This is a genomic window from Halosimplex halophilum, assembly GCF_004698125.1.
Classification (GTDB): Archaea; Halobacteriota; Halobacteria; order Halobacteriales; family Haloarculaceae; genus Halosimplex; species Halosimplex halophilum.
This window is the reverse complement of the sequence record NZ_ML214297.1, coordinates 766206-784512: the sequence shown is the minus strand read 5'-3', so window position 1 is coordinate 784512 and position 18307 is coordinate 766206. Positions and strand designations below refer to the sequence as shown.

Sequence of the window (18307 nt, the reverse complement as noted above, 5' to 3'; positions counted from 1 at the left end):
CGAGCGCAGCGCGATCTCTCCCGAACACGGGCACGCGAGCACACGAACGGCCGGTATCACGGGCTTACCTCACCCTGACCCGCCCAACCGTCAGTAACATTTATAATGATTCCCAATATTGTTTATCGACAGGGCGGCGTCAGACGTAAACATCCCGCCACACGGTGACAGACAATGGCAGACACGTACATCGGCGCGATCGACCAGGGGACGACCGGCACCCGCTTCATGGTGTTCGACCACGCGGGGCAGGTCGTCGCGAACGCATACGAACAGCACGAACAGATCTATCCGGAGCCGGGGTGGGTCGAACACGACCCCATCGAGATCTGGGAGAACACCCAGGAGGTCGTCACGCGGGGCCTCCGCGACGGCGGGCTCGACGCGAGCCAGCTCGAGGCGCTCGGGATCACGAACCAGCGCGAGACGACCGTCGTGTGGGACGCGGAGACGGGCAAGCCGGTCCACAACGCCATCGTCTGGCAGGACCGCCGCACCACCGACCGCGTCGAGCAGCTGGAGGAGGAGGACAAGGTCGGGTGGATCCGCGAGAAGACCGGGCTGGAAGCCGACGCCTACTTCGCCGCCACGAAGGTCGAGTGGATCCTCGACAACGCCGAGCCGCTGAAGCTCCAGAGCTCCCGCGGCGAGAGCGTCCGCGACCGCGCCGACGCCGGCGAACTCCGGATGGGCACCATCGACACCTGGCTCATCTACAACCTCACCGGCGAGCACATCACCGACGTGACCAACGCCTCGCGGACGATGCTCTACGACATCGAGGGGCTCAGCTGGGACCCCGAACTCCTGGAGGAGTTCGGCGTGCCCGAGTCGATGCTTCCCGAGGTCCGGCCGTCCTCCGACGAGGCGACCTACGGGTCGACCGACCCCGACGGCTTCCTCGGCGCCGAGGTCCCGGTCGCGGGCGCGCTCGGTGACCAGCAGGCGGCCCTGTTCGGCCAGACCTGCTTCGACGCCGGCGACGCCAAGAACACCTACGGCACCGGTTCGTTCTACCTCATGAACACCGGCGACGAGGCGGTCTCCTCTGAGCACGGCCTGCTCACGACCATCGGCTTCCAGATGTCCGGCGAGCCCGTCCAGTACGCCCTCGAGGGGTCGATCTTCATCACCGGCGCCGCCATCGAGTGGCTCGAGGACGTGGACCTGATCAACAACGCCGCCCAGACCGCCGAGCTGGCCCGCTCGGTCGATTCGACCGACGGCGTGTACATGGTCCCGGCGTTCACCGGGCTGGGCGCGCCCCACTGGGACGGCCGCGCCCGCGGCACCATCGTCGGGATGACCCGCGGCACCCGGAAGGAGCACATCGTCCGGGCGACGCTGGAATCCATCGCCTACCAGACCCGCGACATCGCCGAGGCGATGGAGGCCGACTCGGGCGTCGAGACGACGAGTCTCCGGGTCGACGGCGGCGCGGTCAAGAACAACTTCCTCTGTCAGCTCCAGTCGGACATCATCCAGACGGAGATCGCCCGGCCGGAGGTCGACGAGACGACCGCGCTCGGGTCGGCCTACGCCGCCGGCCTCGCGGTCGGCTACTGGGACTCCGTCGACGAGCTGCGCGACAACTGGCAGGTCGACCGGGAGTTCACCCCGGAGATGGACGCCGACGAGGCCGACCGGATGTACGGCCGCTGGGACGACGCCGTCGAGCGCTCGCTCGACTGGGCGCGGGAGGAGTGATCCATGTACGAGACGGTCCTCCAGGTGCCGGTCATCGGCATGGAGTGGGAGCAGTTCGCTCTCCTGGTGATCACCGCGATGGCGGGCGGCGCGTTCGGCGCGGCGCTCGGGGCGCTCCCGGCGTTCATCTTCACCGGCTTCGTCGTCTTCCTCGGCGAGGGGCTGGCCATCCTCCAGCGCGAGGTCATGGACCTCCCGGCCATCGGCCAGGGCGAACTCGCCGCGGGCGTGACCGGCGTCATCGGCTTCGGCGCCGTCACCGGCCCGCACATCGCCTTCGCGGGCGGCGTGGCCGCCTCCGCGTACGCGGGCAAGAAGTACCCCGAAATGGAACCGGAGGGCTGGGACTACCACTTCGGGAAGAACATCCTCTACGCGTTCGGCACGAAGCCGGACATCCTCGCGGTCGGCGCCGTCTTCGGCGTCGTCGGGGTGGTCATCAACCAGCTCTCGGCGGCGGTGCTGGTCGTCGGCGGCACGGGCGTCACCGACTCCATCGCGCTGACGGTCGTCGCCAGCGCCTTCATCGCCCGGATCGTCTTCGGCTACCCCATCGTGGGCCGCTCGGCCGGCGGGAGCCTGCTCGACATGTCCCCCTTCGAACGGGAGGAGCCCCGCGTCGCCACCGACGGCGGGGAGGTCCCGGAGGAACACGCCGGGCGGCTGGCCACCGAGCCGTGGCTCCCCCACCAGTACAAGTGGTCGGGCGTCACCGCCATCGGCCTGGTCGGCGGGATCCTCGGCGGCTACATCTGGATCCAGACGGGCAGCATCTTCATGGGCTACGCCATCTCGGCGATGAGCCTGCTGTTCCTGAACCTCGGCGTCGAGAAGATCCCCGTGACCCACCACATCACGCTCGTCGGCGCGGTCGGCGCGGTCGTCGTTGCCCCCGTCGCCGGCAGCGTCGTCGCGCTGCTGGCCGCCGGCGTCTTCGGCGCCGTCAGCGGCCTCCTCGGCGAGGTCACCCAGCGGATCTTCTACGCCCACTCCGGCACCCACGTCGACCCGCCCGCGATGGCCATCGCCCTCGCGATGCTGGTCGTGGGGATCCTGGCGATCCTGGGCGTGCTGCCCAACGCGGGGTACCTCTGAGCGGTCCCCGCCGCGGTGGCCCCGCCCGGCCGTTCGCCACTCCCGACCGATTTATATACTGAGACGGAACTGATTCACAACCGTTCCACCGGACTCCCATGGACATCGACGCGCGCATCAAACGGCGACAGCGACGGACGGACGGCCGCCGCCTCGTCGAGGACTACGAGTCGCTCTCCCCGGTCGCCCACGTCGAGGAGCCGTCGGACCGCGGGCCGACCTTCGAGCGCCTGCTCGACCACCTCGACCCGGTCTTCGACGGCAAGCTCCCGCCGAACGCCTACGTCTCCGGCCCGTTCGGCGCCGGCAAGTCCGCCGTCGTCACCGCGCTGTTCTCGCATCTCGACCGGCTGTCGACCGAGACCCGGTCGATCATCCACACGAGCACGCGCGCGGCCACGCCCACCTCGCCCGCGTTCGCCTACGTCGACCTCCGCGAGACGACCAGCGAGTTCGCCTTCTACCACGGCGTCCTCGACGCGCTGGTCGAGGAGTCGGTGCCCGACCACGGGATCTCCACCGCGGAGCTGCGCGAGCGGCTCCACGACCTGCTGGGCGACTCCGACACGGGCGTCGTCGTCGCCGTCGACCACGTCGGCGAGCCCGAGGGCACCGGCGACGAGGAGCTGGTCGAGCGGTTCGCCGGCCTCCCGAGCAACGTGAGCTGGCTGGCGGTCGGCCGCCGCGACCCCGGGGAGGTCCTGCTGACCGAGTACACCGCGACGGAGATCCGCGTCGACCGCTACCGCCGCGAGACGCTCGTCGACCTGCTGATGACCCGCGCGTCGCTGGGGCTCAGCCGGCAGGGCCTCGATCACGACCTCGCCCGCCGGGTCGCCGAGTGGGCCGAGGGCAACGCCCACGACGCGATGGCCGCGCTGTTCGTCGCCGCCGTCCGCGCGACCGAGGACGAGCGGACGCGGCTCGCCGAGGCCGACGTGGCCGCCGCGACCGAGGAGGTCCCCCGCGGAGCGGCCTCGCTCGCCCGCGTGCTCGCGCTCCCGGCGAACAAACAGCTCGTCCTCCGGGAACTGGTCGACCTCCCCGCCGAGGACCGCGCCTCCGTCACCGCGACCACCGAGGCGATCGGCGCCGTCCCCGCGGTCGACCTCTCGCCGGGCACCGTCAAGCGCTACCTCTACGAGATGGCCGAGGTCGGCGTCGTCGAGCGCGTCCAGGCCGAGGCCACCGACGGCCAGGGCCGCCCGCCCAGCCGCGTCGAACTGCGGTTCCCCCCGACGGCGTTCCGACGGCTGTACGACCTGCGGGGGTGACGCCGGCCACGAGCGGGCGGGTGTCGTACGATAGTTTTGACACCGTTTCTGGAAATCGGCACTTGCTCAGTACAGCGGATCAATACAGCACACAGGGCGCCTTCATTCTGTCCCTGATCCACTGAAACGTGCAGTGATTGTGTCTCCATAAATTATTAGCTGGACAAGAACTAGTGGCAGATATGGGAGAAACACACGTTACCTGTGGACACTGTGACGGTGAAGGCGTTTGTAAAAATGTACAAGGAGGTGGTGATGTATATTCTTGCGAAACCTGTTACGGAGCGTCTAGCAGGTCGGGTACTCATATCGTCGTGAAATGTGATATCTGTAGTGGGACTGGTTGGGTGTCTCCATAGAAACGGTCTATGACAAATCAGCAGACACAATGACCCATGACGCTCTGCCCACTTCTGTCCCAATAGTGACCGAAGAGGATATCTTTGAGGGAGCTAACCCAAGCGTTGAATAAACAACACGAACTAAACGGGTGATTCACCCGAATCTGATAGAAGCCGCCACCTCGTGGAGTGCTCTCGACGGGCCCACCCGAACGAAGGTACCGTTACCGGACCCGCGATCGGTCGCCGGTGCCGCCGGTCATGGCGCTGGCGAGCGCGCCCTTGACGACCACGTCGTCGCCGAGCGTAGTCAGCTGCACGTCCGGGACGTTGCCGAAGACCACGTCGTCGAGCCGGTCGCGGATCGGGTCGAGGGTCCGCTCGGGGTTGTTGAGCGTGACGGCGCCGCCGACGTAGATGACCAGCGGGGCGTAGGCGTCGACGATGTTGGCGATGGCGATGACGTTCCACCGGGTCACCTGGTCGAGGACGTGCTCGGCGAACTCGTCGCCCTCCGCGGCGTGAGCGAACACGTCCGCCGAGGAGAAGTCGGCGCTGTCCAGCGGCATCGACGTGTCGACGGGGTCCTCGTCGTGGAGCCGCCGGGCGTACCGGAAGATGTTGTTGCCCGAGCAGTAGGCCTCCCAGTGGCCGTCGACGCCGCAGCCACAGGTCATGAAGCCGTTGGGGTCGACGGTCATGTGCCCGACTTCGCCGGCGTTGCCGTCCCACCCCTGGATGACTTCGCCGTCGACGCAGACGCCGGCGCCGATGCCGCTGGAGATGGTGAGATAGACCATGTCGTCGGGGTTGCGCTCCGAGTAGAACCGCTCCCCGATGACGCCGGCGGTAGTGTCGTTGTGCAGATAGATATCGTCGCTGTCGACGAGTTCCCCGATGGGGCCGGTCAGCGGGATGCGGTCGATGGAGTCCGGGAGGTTCGCGGGGTTGTCGATCGCCCCCTCCGCGAGGTCGAGCGGGCCGATGGAGCCGATGCCGACGGCGGCGATCCGCGTCGGGTCGACGCCCGCCTCGTCGGCGGCGCCGCGGAGCGCGTCGAGGACCGCCTCCGTGACCGCGATGCCGTTCGGTCCCTGGGGCGTCTCCGTCCGCCGGGACGCGACGACGGTCCCCGACTCGTCCCCCACGACGGCGCGGATGTTCGTCGCGCCGAGGTCGACCCCTGCGTAGGTGGCCATGGTACCTCAACGGTGTACCCTCCGCTACTTAACTGCACATATTCACCCGCCTCCGAGTACCTCCTTCGAGAACCGGGAACGGCGCCCTCGCGGCCTCCGGACGTTCGAACGGCCGTCCGCCGCGGCTCCGCGTCGTCGTTCGACGGGACTCTACAGGTTCCTTCCCGCCGCGGCGCTACAGGTCCCGTTCGGCCGTGCGCTCGCGCGCGCGACTCTGGATCGCCTCGTCGTAGACGATGCCCCGTTCGGCGTCCAGCGTCACGACGGTCCCCGACTCAACCTCGCGGGGCAGCGACGCGTTGGAGATCATCGGCACGTCGAGCTCGCGCGCGACGATGGCCGCGTAGCTCGTCATGCCGCCGTGGCGGTCGACGATCCCCGCCAGCTTCTCGATGTCGCCGGTGAACTCCCCGTCGAAGTCCTCCGGGACAGCCAGGATCGCCCCCTCGGGGAGTTCGGAGAGGTCGCCGTCGTCGGTCCAGTGGAGCTCCCCGGAGACGAGCCCCTCGACGACCGAGCGCCCGGAGGCGATGGTCTCGGAGGCGACGTGGACCTTCAGCATGTTCGCCGTGTTCACCCCTTCGAGTTCGGTCATCATGCCCGAGAGGACGACCACGGTGTCGCCGCTGTCGGCCGCGCCGGTGTCGAGCGCCGACTGGACGGCGTTGTTGATGACCGCGTCGGCGCCGTCGGCCGTGTAGGGCGAGCTCTTGGGGATGATCCCCCACGACAGCGCGAGCCGACGGCGGATCCGTTCGCTGGGCGTCGAGGCGACGATCGGGATCGACGGGCGGAACTTCGCGGCCTTCAGCGCGGTGTAGCCGGACTCGCTGGCCGCGACGATCGCCGCCGCGTCGATGTCCCGCGCGAGGAAGCGGGCCGAGCGGGCGAGCGCGTCCGTCCGCGTCTCGTCGGCGGTGGGCACGCGCTGCTCGCGGTTCTCGGCGTACTCGGGGGACTCCTCGACGTCCTTCACGATCCGGTTCATCGTGTCGACCACCCGGACGGGGTGGTCCCCGATGGCCGTCTCGCCCGACAGCATCACCGCGTCTGTGCCGTCGAGGACGGCGTTGGCCACGTCCGACGCCTCCGCGCGCGTGGGCCGCCGGGCCGTCACCATCGAGTCGAGCATCTCCGTCGCGGTGATGACGGGCACGCCCGCCTCGTGGCACCGCCGGATGATCCGCTTCTGGATCATCGGCACGTCCTCCAGCGGGCACTCCACGCCCAGATCCCCGCGGGCGACCATCACGCCGTAGGCCGCGTCGATGATCCCCTCCAGGTTCTCGACGGCCACGTCCCGCTCGATCTTCGCGATGACGGGGATGTCCGCGCCGAGTTCGTCCAGCGCGTCGGTGATCTCGTAGACGTCCTCGCCGTCGCGGACGAAACTCGCCGCGACGAAGTCGACCTCCTTGTCGGCCGCGACCTGCAGTTCCTCGCGGTCCTGGTCGGTGATGACCGGCAGCCCCAGGTCGACGCCGGGGACGTTGACGCCCTTGCGCGCCCCGAGGTCGCCGCCGCTCTCGACGGTCGCGGTGACGACGCCGTCGTCGACCGACTCGACGGTCGTCTCGATGCGCCCGTCGTCCAGCAGGACCACGTCGCCCGGCTCGACCGCGGAGATGTCGTGGGAGACGCCGATCTCCTCGGGCGTCGCCTCGTCGCCCTCGACGAACCGGACGGTCGACCCGCCCTCGAGCGTTATCTCGTCGCGGATCGGCGCCGTCCGGACCTCCGGCCCGGGCAGGTCGAGCATCGCCGCGACCGGGCGGTCCGTCCGGCGGTCGACCGTTCGGATGCGGTCGACGAGCTCCCGCCTGTGTTCGGGCGTGCCGTGGCTGGCGTTCATCCGCGCGACGGACATCCCCGCCTCCGCGAGCGCCTCGATCGTCTCCTCGGACTCGCTGGCGGGCCCCAGCGTACACACTATCTTCGCGCTACGCATCTCAGATCGATACCCCCCGCGGCGTCGGTGTTCGGTTCATGTGAACGGCTTCCCGCGGCAGGAATAAAGGGTTTGTCTACCGTTCTTTACCGGCGGTCCTCGCATCCCGGAGCCTCGCCGCGTATCGCCAGTCGACGGCCGTCAGGATCGCCAGTACGCCCGCGTGAGCAGGACGAGCACGGGGAAGATCTCCAGGCGGCCGATCCACATCAGGAAGACCATCAGCAGCTTCGAGAGGGCGGGGAACCCCTCGAAGTTCGCCATCGGGCCGACGACGCCGGGGCCGACGTTGCCGAGCGTCGCGGCGACGGCGCTGGTCCCCTCGAACACCGACAGCGACTCCCCGGTGTGACCGACGAGGACGACGACCACCGTCGCGACGGCGAAGATGACCAGATACAGGAGCGTGAAGGCGTAGACGCCGCGGATCGTCGACTCGTCGATGGCCGTGTCCCCCAGGCGGACGGGCTCGACGGCCTCCGGGTGGACCGTGGTGAACAGCTCGCGGAACAGCGACTTGACGATCACGACCCAGCGGATGACCTTGATCGACCCGCCGGTACTGCCGGCCGAGCCGCCGACGAACATGGCGAACAGGAGCACGAACTTGGCCTGTCGGCCCCAGAGGTCGAAGTTCGTGCTCGCGTACCCCGTCGTGGTGACGATGGACGTGACCTGGAAGGCGGCGTGGCGCAGCGACGGTTCGAGGGCGCCCGTGAGCGCGTCGTGGCCGGGGGCGGTGAAGAGGAGGCCGGCGACCAGCGCGGCGAGCACGCCGATGATCCCCAGATACGAGCCGAACTCCACGTCCTCGACGACGGTCCGGAGGTCGCGGTTCCAGCAGTGCCAGAACAGCGCGAAGTTCGTCCCCGCGGCGACCATGAACGGGATCACGAACCACTGGACCACCGCGGAGAACGCCTCGATGGACCTGGCTTCCGGCGAGAACCCGCCGGTCGGCATCGTCGTGAACCCGTGGGCGACGGCGTTGTACAGCGTCATCTCTGGCGCGACGCCGACCCGGTGGAAGGCGTAGAGGCCGACGATCTCCAGCGCGGTCAGGCCGAGATAGAGGCCCCAGAGGGTGCGGGCGGTCTCGGCGATCCGCGGGGTGAGTTTCTCGATGCCCGGGCCCGGCGCTTCGGCGTCCATCAGCTGGGCGCCGCCGACCGACAGCTCCGGGAGGATGGCGATGGCGAGGACGACGATCCCCATCCCGCCGAGCCACTGGGAGAGCTGGCGCCACATCAGCAGCGCCCGCGAGTGGTGCTCGAAGGAGATGGTGCCCATCACGGTCGACCCCGTGGTGGTGAACCCGCTCATCGACTCGAACAGGGCGTTGACCGGCCACTTCAGCGTCGAGGCCGACCCGTAGGCGGTCAGCCACCCCTCCGCGACGTACGGGACGGCGCCGACGAGACTGACCAGCAGCCACGTCAGCGCGACCATCAGGAACCCCTCGCGGGCGCCCAGCGCCTCTCCGGGCTCGTCGTGGAGTTGCTCCAGCGACCAGCCGACCGCGAGGGCGAGCGGGACGGTCACCAGGAACGGCTCGATCCCCTGACCGTAGTACAGCGCCAGAGCCACCGGGAACAGCATCGGCACCGCGAGCCACTTGACGACGCTCCCGGTGAGGCTCACGCTCGCCCGCCAGTCGACGCGGACGTCGGCGTTCATCGCTGGGATCGGTCGGAGCGTGTCGCTCGTTCGGACGCCGTCGTCCGTCCCCCACACGGCCGGTACCCGCGTTCTCCCGGCTCCACAGCCGGTCGCGCGCGAACCCCCGTGCCGTCGACGACCCCTCTCATCGTTCTCCGTTCATCGCGGCCGGTCGTGTAACAGTGTCGATCAGGCCGAGTCCCGCTCGGCCGGCCCTGTCCCGCACTCACTCGTCGCCGATCTCCAGCGTGTGTTCCCTGACGGCCCCGCACTCGGGGCACTCGTGGGTGTACTCGACCACTTCGCCGTCGGTCTCGCTGTCCCAGCTACCGCCCTCGTCCTCGTACCCGCAGTCGGGACAGACGAGCTCCTCGTGGTCGTAGTAGTCCCGTAGCTTCTCCAGCGCCGAACTCGTTTCGTCACTGGTCATGTGCGCGTGTTTTCGACGCGGGCACAAAAATATATCGGATATATTTTCGTGTCGAAAATTGAGTCCCCATTAATTACTATTTCAGAAACCACTGGCCACTATTCCCGGTGTCGGCGAGATCGTGTCGACCGGATCGCACAACTCATTTTGCCGATCCGAAACAACGACCGGTATGAGTTATCGGATCGACGAGATCGACGAGCGCATCCTCTACTACCTCGCGGGCGACGCGCGGAACACGACGGCGCCGACGATCGCGGAGGAGGTCGACGTGACGCCCGCGACGGTCCGCAACCGGATCCGCCAGCTGGAGGAGGCGGGGATCATCCGCGGGTACCACGCCGACATCGACTACGAGGCGACCGACGGGAGGATGACGACGCAGTTCACCTGTACGGCGCCGGTGGGCGAGCGCTCGGCCATCGCGAACGAGGCCCTCGCGACGCCCGGCGTCGTCGGCGTGCGCGAACTGCTCGCCGGGCAGGAGAACGTCGTCGTCACGGCCGTCGGGTCGGACACGGGCGACATCAACCGGATCGCCCAGCAGCTGTCGGCGGCCGGGCTGACGATCGAGCGGGAGGACATCGTCCGCGAGGAGACGACCCAGCCCTACGGGTCGTTCGCGCCCGAGGTCGACTCCCCGCGGTCGGCGGTCACCGACTTCCAGAGCGTGGTCGGCGGTGCCGAGGTGGTCGAGTTCACCGTCCAGGAGGACGCCGCGATCACCGGGAGGACGCTCGAGGACGCTAACGGGGACGGGCTCCTCCCCGACGAGGCGCTGGTGGTCAGCATCGAACGGGGCGACGACCGCATCACGCCCGACGGGGACACCCGGATCGAGACCGGCGACGTCGTGTCGGTATTCTCGCCCGAGACGTTCCCGGAGGAGCTCGTCCGGGCGTTCGAAGCGAGCGAATGACGGCGGACCGCCCGGCTACCGGGAGATCCCGCCCTGTTCGCCGGACTCGACGACCCGCTCGACTTCCTCGGGACTGACCAGGGCGATGTCGCCGGGGATGGTCCGCTTGAGCGAGGCCGTGGCCGCGCCGTACTCCAGGGCCTCGGGGACCGACCCCCCGTCGAGCCACGAGGCGAGGAAGCCGCCGACGAAGGCGTCGCCGGTGCCGACGGTGTCGTACTCGTCGGCCTCGAAGACGCCCTGTTCGTGTACCTCGCCGTCCGCGAGCGCGAGCGACCCCTCGCCGCCCCGGGTCACCAGCGTCAGCTCGAAGCCGAACTCCTCGGCGAGTCCCCGGGAGATGGCCTCGGCGTCACCCTCGCGGTCGAGAACGGTACGGGCGTCGCGGACGGCGACGACGAGCACGTCGACGTCGGGGAACAGATCCTCCAGGGTGTCGCGGGCCTCCTCGGGGGACCAGAGCTTCGAGCGATAGTTCACGTCGAAGACCGTCGTCGTGTCGTGGTCGCCGGCGAGTTCGAGCAGGTCCGCCGTCGTTCCCCGCAGCGTCTCGGAGAGGGCGGGCGTGATCCCGGTCGTGTGGAAGGCGTCGGCCGCGGCGATCCGGTCGGTGGCGAGTTCGTCCGCGGTGGCGGTGGTGACCGCCGAGTCGGCGCGGTCGTAGATGACGTTGGTCCCGCGGGGTTTGCCGGCCATCTCGACGTAGTAGGTGCCCATGCGGGCGTCGTCGTCCCAGACCACGTCGGCGTCGACGCCGTGGGTGCCCAGGGCGCTGGTCACCCGCCGGCCCAGCGGGGAGTCGGGCAGTTTCGACACCCAGGCGGTGTCGAGGCCGAGCCGCCCGGCGGCGACGGCGACGTTGCTCTCGGCGCCCGCGACGTGCACGTCGAGTTCGTCCATCGCTTCGAGGCGCTGGTGGTCCGGCGGCGAGAGCCTGAGCATCGACTCGCCGGCGGTCACGAGGTCGGTCATACCCGTCGCTGGGAGGGGACTCGGCTTAAATCCGCAGGGATCCCGGCCGCCCGTCCGTTCGGGCCAGTAACGTGTCACGTTGTCATATCTGGCCTCACCTTACTCCAAAGCTATATATGAGATAGTCGGACATGGGATTCCATGGGCAAGGGGCACAGCAGAGCAGTCGAGTCAGGGTTCCGGGGGCTGTCCCCGGCCGACGGTGACCCGGACACGGGGTATCGATCGCCGACCGAACGGAGACAGGACACATGAGCAGCGAAGACAGCGACAGCGGCAGTGGTGGAGCAATGGGTGTCGTCCGGACGGTGGTTCCGGACTTCGTCAGGAAACGATTCGCGCTGAAGTTCCTCATCGTGCTGCTGGTGATGGGCCTGGCGATCGGTGCGGTCGGGCTCGTCGGCACCCAGCAGTTCGTCGACCACACCCGCGACCAGGTCGAGAGCGAGTACCAGGGCCTCGCGGTCCAGGAGTCGAACCTCGTCAGCCAGTGGCTGGAGAGCAACCGGCTGTCGACGCGACTGGCCTCGGGCGACCCCGCTTACCGGGGCAACGACGGGGACTCCATGTCGCGGACGCTGCGCGAACGCCAGCGGAGCCAGATGCCGAGCGACGTGAGTTCGATGCACCTCATCCGGGGCGGCCCGGGCCAGAACACGTTCGTCGCCAGCCAGACCGTCGCGCCCGGGACGGAGGTCGACGGGACGGTCCGCGACTGGGTCACAGAACGGAACTTCCAGGAGGCGAACGAGGTGAAAGTCTCCAGCGTCTACCAGACGCCCAACGGCGTCCCTGTCGTCGGCTTCGCGAGCCTCATCAACGGCACGACCGGGCGGTACCTGCTCGTCGAGGTCGCCACGACCGACATCTCGAGCCGCCTCCAGGGGTCCGACCGCGCCGAGGGCGGCTTCACGGCGGTCGTCAACGAGAGCGGGACCATCCTGGTCGACGAGAAGGCGAGCAACCCGGACACGAACGCCGACGAGACGCTGACCGCCTACGGCGACCAGGCGACCGTCGACCGGGCGGTCTCGCTGTCCGAGGCGGGCGGGGTCGACCCGAGCCAGACGAACAGTCAGGTCATGAGCGAGGAGTACGCAGTCGGGTACGCGCCCGTCCTCGTCCCCGGGAGCTCCGAGGACTGGGCGGTGCTCGTCCACGCGCCGACGGACGTGCTCTTCGGTGACGTCCAGCAGGTCCAGCAGTTCGGCATGATCGCGACCGCCGGCGCCGTGCTCGTGATGTTGCTCATCGGCGCGGCCCTGGGGTACAACACCTCCTCGTCGATCGACCGCCTGAAGGGCAAGGCCCAGGAGATGGAGGAGGGTAACCTCGACGTCGACATCCAGTCGGGCCGCATCGACAGCATCGGCCAGCTCTACGGCGGGTTCGCGTCGATGCGCGACTCGCTGCGCGAGCAGATCGACGAGGCCGAACGCGCCCGCAAGGAGGCGGAGGTCTCCCGGGCCGAGGCGATGGAGCTGTCGAACTACCTCCAGGACCGCGCCGAGGAGTACTCGGAGATCATGCAGGCCTGCGCCCGCGGCGACCTCACCCAGCGCATGGAGCCCGAGGGCGAGAACGAGGCGATGGACCAGATCGCCGAGGACTTCAACGAGATGCTGACCGAGCTGGAGATGACGACCGGCCAGCTCAAGACCTTCGCGAGCGAGGTCGAGGAGAGCGGTCGCTCGGTCCAGCAGAGCGCCGAGACGGTCCGCGACGCCAGCGAGCAGGTCGCCGACTCCATCCAGAAGATCTCCGACGACGCCTACGACCAGAAGGAGCGCCTGCAGAACATCTCCGAGGAGATGGACGGCGTCGCCGCGCAGCTCGAGGACTTCGCGGCCGACAACCCCAACGTCGACTTCGGCGACTCGCTCGACAGCATCCGCGAGGTCGCGAGCATGATCGAGCAGGCCGCCGACCTCGCCGAGGACACGATGTCCGAGAGCGAGAACGTCGCCGGCGCCGCCGAGGAACAGGCCGCCGAGCTCAACGAGGTCTCCTCGCGCGCGGAGGAGCTCACCCGCTACGCCCAGTACCTCGGCGACGGCCTGGGTAACTTCGAGACCGAGGAGGAACACGAGTTCGTCTTCCAGACCGGCGCCGGCTCGCCCGGCCCCGGCGGTCCCGAGGACCCCGGCGACGCCGACGAACCGGCCGAAGAGTAACGGCTCCGGCCCGGATCGACCGGGCCCGCCGACGCTGCGTGTTCTTTCCGTTCACCCGTTCCCAGCAGTGTATCCCCCGTCGAAGGGAGCGTCCAGACGCCGGGCGCGGTCCGACCCGACGAACCGATCCGGCACTGGAGCCGATCCCGTTCGGGACAGATTTTATCACTCGCCCGACGAAAGCTCCGGGCATGGATTTAGGCAAGCCTAAAAAATCGGGCGTGCAGTCCGGGACGGCCAGTGCCACCCGACGGAGGTTCCTGAAAGCCGGCGGTGTCGCGACCGCGAGCGGTCTCGCGGGGTGCGGGTCGGTGCTGGGCGGGAGCGGTCTCGAGACGCTCTCGGTCGCGTACAAGCCGATCTTCCCGTTCCTGCAGTTTCTCGTGATGGACGAACGGGACGCGCTGTCCGATATCGACCCGTCGGTCGAGGCGACGAACTTCGCCAACCAGGGACTGAACATCGTGTCGGCCTACTCCGACGGCGACGTGGACGTGGCGTTCGTCGGGATCACGCCGGCGATCCGCATGAAACACGAGGGCATCCCGGGGAAGGTGACTGCGGCGAACCAGACGGGCGGGTTCGCGGTCGTCACGAGCGAGGAGTTCGCGGCGCTCTACGACGAACACGGGGCCGACGCGTTCGCGGAGTTCCGGGCGCGACACGGCCGCCGGTTCAGGTTCTCGACGTTCCCGAAGGGCAGCGTCGCGTACGTGCTGTTGCGGCAGTGGCTCGACGAGGAGCTCGGGGTCGGCGCCGACGGGGTCGAGGTCGAGAACATGGCCGGGCTCGGCCCGGTCCGGCGGTCGCTGCTGTCCGGGAACGCCGACGGGACGCTCATCATGGAACCGATCCCTACCGTGCTCGACGCCCGGGACGCGCCGTTCCGTCGGATCACCCGCGCCGGCGCGTTCATGTCCGACTCCCCGGGCGGCGTCATGTTCATGCACGACAGGGTCCGGGACGACCACCCGGAGGTCGCGAACGCGGTAGTCCGCGAGCACGTCAACGCGACGGAACTCATCACCGAGCGACCGGCCGAGGCGGCGCGGGCGGTAAGCAGTGCCTTCGGCGACCGCCTGTCACGCGACCTCGCCGAGCAGGCCGTCCGCTCGCCGCTCTCCAGCTACGTCTCGGACCCGCGGGCTATCGTCGACGGCACCGAGGTCTGCATCGAACGGATGCGCGCGCTGGGCCAGCTCTCCGACCCCGTCGGGACCGACGAGATATTCGACCCGTCGGTCTACCGGGACGTGACCTCGTAGGATGGCGACCGAATTCGAGACGGGCGAGGGGACCGACCGCGGCCGCGAGTCGGCGGGCCGGCCGGTCGACAGGGAGTGGGACTTCGTCCGAGTCCGGCGCGGGGCCGCCGGGACGGTCGCGTTCCTCGGGGTCTGGTGGGCGGCCGCGAGCACGCAGCCGACGTATCTGCTCCCCGGCCCGGCGGAAGTGGGTCGGGCGCTCCAGGCCGAGACCGTCAGCGGCGCGCTGTTCGTCCACCTGGGACAGAGCCTCGTCCACTATCTCCCCGGTGTCGTCGCGGGGGTGACGGCGGGGGCCGCGCTCGGGATCGCCATGGGCTGGTTCCGGTGGCTGGACGACGTGTTGACCCCCGTCGTCCGGGTGTTGCGTCCCGTCCCGCCCCTGGCCTGGATCGTCTTCGCGATCATCTGGTTCGGACTCGGGCACACCGGAGCGGCGTTCATCGTGTTCGTCGGCGCGTTCTGGATCACGTTCTACAACGCCTACAGCGGCGTCGAGAACGCCTCCAGGGACCTGCTAGAGGTGGCGGCGACCCTCGGGGTCGACGGGGAGTACCGGCTGATCCGCCGGGTGGTCGTCCCGGACGCGATGCCCGAACTGCTGACCGGGGTCCGGACGAGCGTCGGACAGTGCTGGATGATGGTGATCGCCGCGGAACTGTTCGGCGCGCCCGGCGTCGGCTACGAGATCATCACGAGCGCGAACAACCTCGCGATGGAACGCAGCGTCGCGTACATGCTCGCGATCAGCGGGGTGTTCCTCGCGAGCGACTGGTGCGTTCGCAGGCTCGAAGCGAGGCTCCTCAGGTGGCGAGCATGACCGAACGCGACCGCGCGACGGCGCCCGCGATCGAAGCCGAAACCGTCTCCAAGCGGTACGACGCTACCGACGGCGGGGCGACGACGGCCCTCGCGGACGTGTCTTTCGCCGTCGACCCCGGCGAGTTCGTGACCGTGGTCGGACCGTCGGGCTGCGGCAAGACGACCCTCGTCCGCCTCGTCGGTGGGCTCGAAACGCCGACAGACGGCCGGATCCTCGTGGACGGGGAACCCGTCGTGGCCCCCGGTCCCGACCGGGCCATGGTATTCCAGGAGTATCGCCTGTTCCCCTGGCTGTCCGTCCGGGAGAACGTCGCCTTCGGGCTGGTCGAGGCGGGGGTTCCGGCGCCCCGACGGACCGACCGCGTCCGCGAGATGCTGGAACTGGTCGGGCTGGACGACCGGGCGGAGGCGTACCCGTCGGAACTGTCCGGTGGCATGAAACAGCGCGTGGGCCTCGCCCGTGCGCTCGCGGTCGACCCGGGGATGTTACTGCTGGACGAACCGTTCGGGAGCGTCGACGCCCAGACGCGCCGCCACCTCGGAGCGGAGTTGCTGTCCATCTGGCGCGAGCTGGACAAGACGGTCCTGTTCGTCACACACGACATCGAAGAGGCGGTCACGCTCGCCGACCGGGTGCTCGTCCTGTCGGGAACGCCCGGTCGTGTCCGCGCAGATGTCCGGATCGATCTCCCACGCCCCCGCGACCGGACCGACGACGAGTTCGTCGACTGTGTCGACCGCCTCCTGGACCTCGTCGAATCGACCCGCTGACGACCGCACCGCCCCGATATCACCGAACTGAGATCCGGAGATCACATTCGCGTGCCCGACCCAATTGCGTATAGCGGAATGTGGTTTATACGAAAACTATCGAACGGATCGCTGGGCATCTATGATGGTAATGTTATACTTGTGGGTCCACGAGTCCGGGAACTTCCAGAATCCGGGGCAGCGAGGGGCAGTTCGATCGTGGTACCAGTTCGCAGGACACCGCGTGGTCGGCCCCGGTACCGAAGGCCACGTTCCCGCTGTGGGCCGGGGTATTGCAACCCCCGACGAATTGATATCCGGGCGCGGTAGCGGGGGCGACACCAACAGCGGAGCGGGCGAGTGTCGACACTTCGGGGAAGCGGAGTGGATCACCGGCCGACGGCCCGTACCCTCGGTGTGCCCTCGGCAGAGACTCCGGGACCCTGGGAAGGTGGTCCGACGGTCGAAGCTACGTCGATGGCTCCGTGGCGATACGTCGAACTTCGCCCCCGGGAGGTGCTCCGTCCGGATTCCACTCGGGAGGAGAGTCCACGACCTGACCGACCGAGTCGCCGGTATCGCGGGCCCGTGTGTCCCGAGATCGATGCGGCCGGCCCGAGGCGTGACGAGGTGTCTGGCCCCATCCATCAGTACCTGATGACGCACCGTCCGGGCGAGGTCAGCTGCCCCCACGGGAACTGGCCAGGAGCCGCGACGACGGACCCAGACACTACAGGGGTTCGCGATGGCCGACAGGTCCCCGGAAGGTCACCCTTCTCTCTCCTCGTGGCGACCGTGTCGAGGGCAGCAACCGGGCCTGTGGACAGCCGACGGAACGGGAGCGCTCTGACGGCCGGGACTGTGGAATCCGGCCTGCGGTGGAATCCGGATTACCGCCCCGACGACGCAGTCGCACCCGCCGTGAGCATCAGGTTCCGACCCGCTGACGGGCGCTCACGTTCGGCGGCCTGACGAAACTCCCCAATTGCGGACAGCCCTCGCCACGCGCCACAGTGACCGTAGAAACCGGTCTGAGGCGGATCGAGAGCATGGCTGAATGCCCTACTACCAAACCGACGGCGTCGGGAGTCCCCTCCTCCCGGACCGATATCCCGCAGCCCCGGATCATGGTAACAAATCTGTTGCTCACTAGACGACGAATATTAGCTGTGAATGTAGTCTATGGCCCGATCTAAGTTTAGATTCACGCCTAAAATACAACTGAGTCGGCGCATTTAGATCCTCTATTCACAAATAAGGGTCTTTATCCGGGAGTGTATACTCATCAGTTGGAATTCTCCAGTGATTCGGCGTCCGGGTCGAGCGCGAGGATGATCGCCGCTAATTCGGCTTTTGTAAGCCTTGTTTGATTATCAAATTCTCGGTCAATCGGGTAGTTCGCGAGCGCCAGCAGCGTCCGGACCACTCCCTCGCGGGTGTGGATCAGCCTCAAGTGCGAGATCCGCCGCTCTCGGTCTCAGCGGTGGATGTTTGATGGGCGCCGAGAGGGAGGGCTATCTCGCATGTCTCACCCCAGGGGTTGCGTGAACGTGAGCCGTCGAACGGGGTTTCTCTGGAGGGGGTTCACGGTTCGTCACTCCGACCAGAGAGAACGCACTGCGATCGAATCTCGATCGGGTGTCGTCGCGGAAATTACACGGAGTGGCTACTCGGGAAGGACACCCCTCCCGTAATCCTGGCTGCGCCGGCTGGGATCGGTACCCGCGAGAATTCAGTCGGTCCCTTCCGCGA

Annotated in this window: 14 protein-coding genes; 8 read left to right on the top strand and 6 right to left on the bottom strand. The window is 68.3% G+C overall.

All coding sequences use genetic code 11. The features are described 5' to 3' along the window. The first annotated feature begins 174 nt into the window (after positions 1 to 174). From glpK to E3328_RS03835, 3 genes are all read left to right on the top strand, one after another. Positions 175 to 1707: a glycerol kinase GlpK gene (gene glpK, locus E3328_RS03845; protein ID WP_135363299.1), complete on the top strand. Its 1533-nt coding sequence runs from the start codon at positions 175 to 177 to the stop codon at positions 1705 to 1707. 3 nt (positions 1708 to 1710) lie between these two features. Beyond that, complete coding sequence (locus E3328_RS03840) at positions 1711 to 2802, top strand: DUF7973 family transport facilitator (RefSeq protein WP_135363298.1); 1092 nt, start codon at positions 1711 to 1713, stop codon at positions 2800 to 2802. Between the two features lie 98 nt (positions 2803 to 2900). Continuing rightward, complete coding sequence (locus E3328_RS03835; protein ID WP_135363297.1) at positions 2901 to 4076, top strand: Cdc6/Cdc18 family protein; 1176 nt, start codon at positions 2901 to 2903, stop codon at positions 4074 to 4076. Positions 4077 to 4641: 565 nt separating this feature from the next. Here E3328_RS03835 and E3328_RS03830 read toward each other — a convergent pair. The 4 genes from E3328_RS03830 to E3328_RS03815 all read right to left on the bottom strand — a co-directional run bounded on the left by E3328_RS03830 (position 4642) and on the right by E3328_RS03815 (position 9653). Continuing rightward, the gene (locus E3328_RS03830) at positions 4642 to 5616 is read right to left on the bottom strand and encodes an ROK family protein (protein ID WP_135363296.1); all 975 of its coding nucleotides are present in this window, start codon (positions 5614 to 5616) and stop codon (positions 4642 to 4644) included. Between the two features lie 175 nt (positions 5617 to 5791). Next, the gene (gene pyk / locus E3328_RS03825) at positions 5792 to 7564 is read right to left on the bottom strand and encodes a pyruvate kinase (RefSeq protein ID WP_135363295.1); all 1773 of its coding nucleotides are present in this window, start codon (positions 7562 to 7564) and stop codon (positions 5792 to 5794) included. 141 nt (positions 7565 to 7705) lie between these two features. Beyond that, the gene (locus tag E3328_RS03820; protein WP_135363294.1) at positions 7706 to 9241 is read right to left on the bottom strand and encodes a TrkH family potassium uptake protein; all 1536 of its coding nucleotides are present in this window, start codon (positions 9239 to 9241) and stop codon (positions 7706 to 7708) included. A 208-nt stretch (positions 9242 to 9449) separates the two neighbouring features. Beyond that, positions 9450 to 9653, bottom strand: a complete 204-nt coding sequence (locus E3328_RS03815) for an HVO_0649 family zinc finger protein (RefSeq protein ID WP_135363293.1) — start codon at positions 9651 to 9653, stop codon at positions 9450 to 9452. A gap of 172 nt (positions 9654 to 9825) precedes the next feature. Between E3328_RS03815 and E3328_RS03810 the strand changes: the two genes are divergently transcribed. Further along, positions 9826 to 10572: an Lrp/AsnC family transcriptional regulator gene (locus E3328_RS03810; RefSeq protein WP_135363292.1), complete on the top strand. Its 747-nt coding sequence runs from the start codon at positions 9826 to 9828 to the stop codon at positions 10570 to 10572. Between the two features lie 15 nt (positions 10573 to 10587). Here the strand turns inward: E3328_RS03810 and kdgK1 are convergent, their stop codons facing one another. Beyond that, positions 10588 to 11544: a bifunctional 2-dehydro-3-deoxygluconokinase/2-dehydro-3-deoxygalactonokinase gene (gene kdgK1, locus E3328_RS03805; RefSeq protein WP_135363291.1), complete on the bottom strand. Its 957-nt coding sequence runs from the start codon at positions 11542 to 11544 to the stop codon at positions 10588 to 10590. Between the two features lie 251 nt (positions 11545 to 11795). On the opposite strand from kdgK1, the gene E3328_RS03800 reads away from it, so the two are divergent. The 4 genes from E3328_RS03800 (at position 11796) to E3328_RS03785 (ending at position 16576) form a co-directional block, all read left to right on the top strand. After that, positions 11796 to 13718 (top strand): PDC sensor domain-containing protein, encoded by a 1923-nt coding sequence (locus E3328_RS03800; RefSeq protein WP_135363290.1) that lies wholly within the window; start codon positions 11796 to 11798, stop codon positions 13716 to 13718. Positions 13719 to 13909: 191 nt separating this feature from the next. Next, positions 13910 to 14983, top strand: a complete 1074-nt coding sequence (locus E3328_RS03795; RefSeq protein WP_135363289.1) for an ABC transporter substrate-binding protein — start codon at positions 13910 to 13912, stop codon at positions 14981 to 14983. 1 nt (position 14984) lies between these two features. Further along, a complete protein-coding gene (locus E3328_RS03790; RefSeq protein WP_135363288.1) occupies positions 14985 to 15803 on the top strand; it encodes an ABC transporter permease in 819 nt (272 codons plus the stop codon). Next, a complete protein-coding gene (locus E3328_RS03785) occupies positions 15800 to 16576 on the top strand; it encodes an ABC transporter ATP-binding protein (protein WP_135363287.1) in 777 nt (258 codons plus the stop codon). The genes E3328_RS03790 and E3328_RS03785 overlap by 4 nt, the downstream gene beginning before the upstream one ends. Before the next feature lie 1264 nt (positions 16577 to 17840). On the opposite strand, the gene E3328_RS21740 is transcribed toward E3328_RS03785, so the two are convergent. Beyond that, positions 17841 to 18008, bottom strand: a complete 168-nt coding sequence (locus E3328_RS21740; RefSeq protein WP_167837290.1) for a hypothetical protein — start codon at positions 18006 to 18008, stop codon at positions 17841 to 17843. Positions 18009 to 18307 lie beyond the last annotated feature (299 nt).

Excerpts from the sequence above, each read along its gene's own strand:
- glpK (WP_135363299.1), top strand. The coding sequence starts at position 175 with ATGGCAGACACGTACATCGGCGCGATCGACCAGGGGACGACCGGCACC.
- E3328_RS03840 (WP_135363298.1), top strand. The coding sequence starts at position 1,711 with ATGTACGAGACGGTCCTCCAGGTGCCGGTCATCGGCATGGAGTGGGAG.
- E3328_RS03835 (WP_135363297.1), top strand. The coding sequence starts at position 2,901 with ATGGACATCGACGCGCGCATCAAACGGCGACAGCGACGGACGGACGGC.
- E3328_RS03830 (WP_135363296.1), bottom strand. The coding sequence starts at position 5,616 with ATGGCCACCTACGCAGGGGTCGACCTCGGCGCGACGAACATCCGCGCC.
- pyk (WP_135363295.1), bottom strand. The coding sequence starts at position 7,564 with ATGCGTAGCGCGAAGATAGTGTGTACGCTGGGGCCCGCCAGCGAGTCC.
- E3328_RS03820 (WP_135363294.1), bottom strand. The coding sequence starts at position 9,241 with ATGAACGCCGACGTCCGCGTCGACTGGCGGGCGAGCGTGAGCCTCACC.
- E3328_RS03815 (WP_135363293.1), bottom strand. The coding sequence starts at position 9,653 with ATGACCAGTGACGAAACGAGTTCGGCGCTGGAGAAGCTACGGGACTAC.
- E3328_RS03810 (WP_135363292.1), top strand. The coding sequence starts at position 9,826 with ATGAGTTATCGGATCGACGAGATCGACGAGCGCATCCTCTACTACCTC.
- kdgK1 (WP_135363291.1), bottom strand. The coding sequence starts at position 11,544 with ATGACCGACCTCGTGACCGCCGGCGAGTCGATGCTCAGGCTCTCGCCG.
- E3328_RS03800 (WP_135363290.1), top strand. The coding sequence starts at position 11,796 with ATGAGCAGCGAAGACAGCGACAGCGGCAGTGGTGGAGCAATGGGTGTC.
- E3328_RS03795 (WP_135363289.1), top strand. The coding sequence starts at position 13,910 with ATGGATTTAGGCAAGCCTAAAAAATCGGGCGTGCAGTCCGGGACGGCC.
- E3328_RS03790 (WP_135363288.1), top strand. The coding sequence starts at position 14,985 with ATGGCGACCGAATTCGAGACGGGCGAGGGGACCGACCGCGGCCGCGAG.
- E3328_RS03785 (WP_135363287.1), top strand. The coding sequence starts at position 15,800 with ATGACCGAACGCGACCGCGCGACGGCGCCCGCGATCGAAGCCGAAACC.